At 47.5% G+C, this 255-nt stretch carries 1 protein-coding gene; it reads right to left on the reverse strand.

Annotation, left to right across the window (positions count from 1 at the left end; all coding sequences use genetic code 11):
• Window positions 1-255: helix-turn-helix domain-containing protein (locus tag M3212_RS21885; protein ID WP_251196002.1), on the reverse strand; the 255-nt coding region annotated here is incomplete at both ends.

The following is a 255-nucleotide window of genomic DNA, read 5'->3' on the forward strand; positions in this document are numbered from 1 at the left end:
GCCCTTCCCATTCAAGAATCTGTATAATTTGAGCTACGCTCCGGCTCGGCACTTCCTTACGTAGAAGAATCGCCTGGTCTAATAGATTAGGAGGGATAGCTTCTGACTTTCGAGCAACATTTCTCGACTGAGGCTTCAATCCCCCAAACCCACCATCCCGAAATTGAGCCAAATATCGTCTGATGGTTCTTTCTGAAAGGCCATTGGCCTTAGCTATCTGGCTCCTTAATTCCTTCACTTTTCCAGCGTCAAGCC

It is taken from the genome of Halalkalibacter oceani (genome assembly GCF_023715705.1).
Taxonomy (GTDB): domain Bacteria; phylum Bacillota; class Bacilli; order Bacillales; family Bacillaceae_D; genus Halalkalibacter; species Halalkalibacter oceani_A.